This is a genomic window from Ruegeria sp. YTSC004, from assembly GCF_059609805.1.
The window spans coordinates 1-4,437 of the sequence record NZ_JBXWMJ010000034.1; the positions used below are offsets into that span (position 1 = coordinate 1).

Below are 4,437 nucleotides of genomic sequence, written 5' to 3' on the forward strand. Positions count from 1 at the left end.
TTTACTCAGCGGCTTCTTCGTATGCGTCCATTGGGGGGCATGTGCAGATTAGGTTTCTGTCGCCATATGCGTTGTCGACGCGGTTTACGGGGGACCAGTATTTGTCGACGCCCATGGAGCCTGGGGGGAAGCAGGCCTGTTCGCGGCTGTAGGGCCGGTCCCAGTCGCCGACCAGATCGCGCACCGTGTGGGGGGCGTTTTTCAGCGGGTTGTTCTCCGCGTCGATCTTGCCGTCGATGATGTCCTGCGCTTCGGCCCGGATGGACAGCATGGCGTCGCAGAAGCGGTCCAGTTCGTCCTTGGGCTCCGATTCCGTAGGCTCGACCATCAGCGTGCCGGCCACTGGCCAGGACATGGTCGGCGCGTGGAAGCCGCTGTCGATCAGGCGTTTGGCCACGTCATCAACGGTCACATGCGCAGCCTCATCCAACGGACGGGTGTCGAGGATGCATTCATGCGCCACCCGACCTGTCTCGGACGTGTAGAGGATGGGATAGGCATCCTGCAGACGCGCCGCGATGTAGTTGGCGTTCAGGATCGCCACCTTGGTCGCCTGCGTCAGACCCGCGCCGCCCATCAGCAGCACATAGGCCCAGCTGACCGGCAGAATGGACGGCGAGCCGAAGGGAGCGGCCGAGACCGGACCCACGGCGGTGCCGTATTCCGGGTGACCCGGCAGGTGTTCCTCCAGATGCGCCTTGACGCCGATCGGACCCATGCCGGGACCGCCGCCGCCATGCGGGATGCAGAAGGTCTTGTGCAGGTTCAGGTGGCTGACGTCGCCGCCAATGTCACCCGGACGCGAGAGACCCACCATGGCGTTCATGTTGGCGCCGTCGATATAGACCTGACCGCCGTGATCATGGGTGATCTGGCAGACCTCCTGAACGGTGGTCTCGAACACGCCATGGGTCGAGGGGTAGGTGATCATGCAGGCGGCCAGATGATCGGAATGCTTCTCGGCCTTGGCGCGGAAGTCATTCAGGTCAATGTTGCCGTTCTCATCGGCTTGCACCGGAACAACCTGATAGCCCACCATCTGCGCCGAGGCCGGGTTGGTGCCATGCGCCGAGGTCGGGATCAGGCAGACATTGCGATGCGCCTCACCCCGCGCGGCGTGATAGTTGCGGATGGTCAGCAGGCCCGCATATTCACCCTGCGCGCCCGAGTTGGGCTGCTGCGAGATCGCGTCATAGCCGGTGATCTGGCACAGCTTGTCGTTCAGATCGTCGATCATCTCGTGATAGCCCCGCGCCTGATCTTCGGGGCAGAACGGGTGCAGATTGCCGAACTCGGGCCAGGTGACCGGGATCATCTCGATCGTCGCGTTCAGCTTCATGGTGCAGGACCCCAGCGGAATCATTGCCCGGTCCAGCGCCAGATCGCGGTCGGCCAGACGGCGCATATAGCGCGTGATCTCGGCCTCGGCCCGGTTCTTGTGGAAGATCTCGTGGGTCAGGTAAGGGCTTTCACGCAGCGCGTAATCGGGCAGGCGATAGACTTTGTTTGAGCTGTCATCGGTGCGATCGATGCCGAAGGCACCCCAGACGGCCTCGATGGTCTCGGGCCGGGTCTGTTCGTCCAGGCTGATGCCGACCTTGGTCTCGCCGACCTTGCGCAGGTTCACACCGCGGGCCACGGCGGCCTCCATCACGACATTCTGCAGGTGGCCGACCTCAACCGTGATGGTGTCGAAGAACACCTCTGGCTCGACCGAGAAGCCTGCCTCTTCCAGACCGGCGGCCAGGCGCGAGGTCTTGCGGTGCACCGATTGTGCGATGGCCTTGATGCCGTCGGGGCCGTGATACACGGCATACATCGAGGCAATCACCGCCAAGAGCGCCTGCGCGGTGCAGACATTCGAGTTGGCCTTCTCGCGGCGAATGTGCTGCTCACGCGTCTGCAGCGCCAGGCGGTAAGCCTTGTTGCCGCGTGCATCGATGGACACACCGATGATCCGGCCCGGCATGGACCGCTTCAGCTTGTCGGTGGTCGCCATGTAAGCGGCGTGCGGCCCGCCATAGCCCATCGGAACACCAAAGCGCTGGGTCGAGCCGATGGCAATATCCGCGCCCATCTCACCGGGAGATTTCAGCAGCGCCAGCGACAGGATGTCGGCGGCGACGATGGCGATGGCTTTATGTTCATGCAGCGCGGCGATTTCCGATGTGAAGTCGCGCACATGGCCGTGAGTGCCGGGATACTGGAAGATCGCGCCAAAGACCGATCCTGCGTCCAGCGTGTCCGGGTCGGCCACCTGCACGTCGATGCCCAGAGGCTCGGCGCGGGTTTTGATCACCGCGATGGTCTGCGGGTGGCAGTTCTTGTCCACGAAGAAGGCCGCGTTGTTGGCCTTCGACCGGCCACCACGCTTGGCCATCGCCATCGCTTCGGCAGCAGCAGTCGCCTCGTCCAGCAGGGACGCGTTGGCCACGTCCAGCCCGGTCAGGTCGCTGACCATGGTCTGGAAGTTCAACAGAGCCTCAAGCCGGCCCTGGCTGATCTCGGGCTGGTAGGGCGTATAGGCGGTATACCAGGCCGGGTTTTCCAGGATGTTGCGCAGGATCGGCGCCGGCGTGGTGGTGCCATAGTACCCCTGACCGATCAGCGAGGTCAGAACCTTGTTCTTGCTCGCCACCTCTTTCATGTAAAAGAGCGCATCGCGTTCGGTCATCGCCGGACCCCAGTCCAGCGGCTCTTTCTGCCGGATCGCAGGCGGGACGGTGGCGTCGATCAGCTGGTCCAGCGTCTTGAAGCCAATCACCTTGAGCATGTCGCGCATTTCCGTCGGGCTGGGCCCGATATGGCGGCGGTTGGCGAAGTCATAGGCTTCGTAATCAGTCAGTTTGAAGGCCATAGGTCATGCTCCTCAGGGAATGTCTCGCCCGGCCGCTCTGGCAGGAGCCTCCGGCGGGGATATTTTTAGCCAGATGAAGGGGCGGATCCGCGAAAGGACCCGCCGTTTGGGTTTACCCGATCAGGGCCTTGTAGCCGTCCAGATCCATCAGATCTTCCAGCTGCGCGGCATCCGCGATCTTGATCTTGTAGATCCAGGCCTCACCCTCGGGATCTTCGTTCAGCGCGCCGGGGTTGTCGGCCAGCGCTTCGTTCACTTCCGTGATCTCGCCATCGACCGGGGCATACAGCTCGGAGGCGGCCTTGACGGATTCGATCACGCCGATCTCACCGCCTTTTTCAAACTCATCGCCTGCTTCCTGCTGCTCCACGAACACCACGTCGCCCAGCTGTTCAGCCGCGTGCTTGGTGATGCCCAGAGTGGCCGTGTCGCCTTCGACGGTCAGCCATTCATGCTCTTCGGAATAATAGGTTGCCATGTTTGTCTCTCTCCTGACTTCAACGCTTGTAATTCTGTTTGACGAAGGGCAGCGCCACGATCTGCGCCGGCTGCGGCTTGCCCCGGATGATCAGGTTCACCGTCTCGCCCGGCTCACCGTGGCCCTTGGAAACATAGCCCATCGCCACCGGTCCGCCGACCGTGGGGCCAAATACGCCCGAGGTGATCTGACCGATCGTATTGCCCTCGGCGCACTGGATTTCCACGCCCTGACGCGCTGGAGCGCGGCCATCGGGCTTGATGCCAACCAGCTTTTTAGCAGGGCCTTCGGCCAGTTCCTTCTGCACGCGGTCTGCGCCCGGAAAGCCGCCTTCTTCCTTGCGGCGCTTCTGGATCGCCCAGCCAAGGCTGGCCTCAATCGGCGAGGTGCTCTGGTCGATGTCATTGCCATAGAGGCACAGACCCGCCTCCAGCCGCAGGCTGTCGCGCGCGCCCAGACCGGCGGCTTCGCAATCCTCATGCGCCAGGAACGCCTTCGATACTTCGATCGCCTTGTCCTCGGGGATCGAGATCTCGTAGCCGTCCTCGCCGGTGTAGCCCAGCCGCGAGATGCGGCACTCGACACCGTTGATATCCGCCACGGTGGTTTCCATGAACTTCAGATCCCGCGCCGCCGGGCAAAGATCACCCACGACGTTTTCCGCCGCCGGGCCCTGAACCGCCACAAGCGCGCGGTCGAAGATCTCGGTCACTTCGACGCCATCCAGATTATCGCGCATATGCGGAATGTCCTGATGGCGCAGCGCTGCGTTCACCACCACAAAGTAGTGATCCCCCGCATTCGACACGATCAGATCATCCATGATCCCGCCGTCCGCATTGGTGAAAAACCCGTACCGCGCCTTGCCCGGCTTCAGGGTCGCATAGGCCTGCGGGCACAAAGCTTCCAGCTTCTCACCCACATTCTCACCCCGAAGGATCACCTGGCCCATATGAGACACATCAAACAACGCCGCCTTCTCACGACACTGCTTATGCTCCCCCATAATCCCCAAAGGATACTGAACAGGCATCTCCCAACCAGCAAAATCAACAAGCTTACCCCCCAACTCAACGTGCAAGTCATACAAGGGGGTGCGTTT

At 62.4% G+C, this 4,437-nt stretch carries 3 protein-coding genes; all 3 read right to left on the bottom strand.

The genetic code is table 11. The features are described 5' to 3' along the window. Position 1: 1 nt before the first annotated feature. Complete coding sequence (gcvP, locus tag AC2FFP_RS23200) at positions 2-2,857, bottom strand: aminomethyl-transferring glycine dehydrogenase (RefSeq protein WP_496845411.1); 2,856 nt, start codon at positions 2,855-2,857, stop codon at positions 2-4. Between the two features lie 112 nt (positions 2,858-2,969). Further along, positions 2,970-3,335: a glycine cleavage system protein GcvH gene (gene gcvH / locus AC2FFP_RS23205; protein WP_058271403.1), complete on the bottom strand. Its 366-nt coding sequence runs from the start codon at positions 3,333-3,335 to the stop codon at positions 2,970-2,972. Positions 3,336-3,354: 19 nt separating this feature from the next. Further along, on the bottom strand, positions 3,355-4,437 hold a 1,083-nt coding region (gene gcvT / locus AC2FFP_RS23210), incomplete at its 5' end, for a glycine cleavage system aminomethyltransferase GcvT (RefSeq protein ID WP_496770956.1).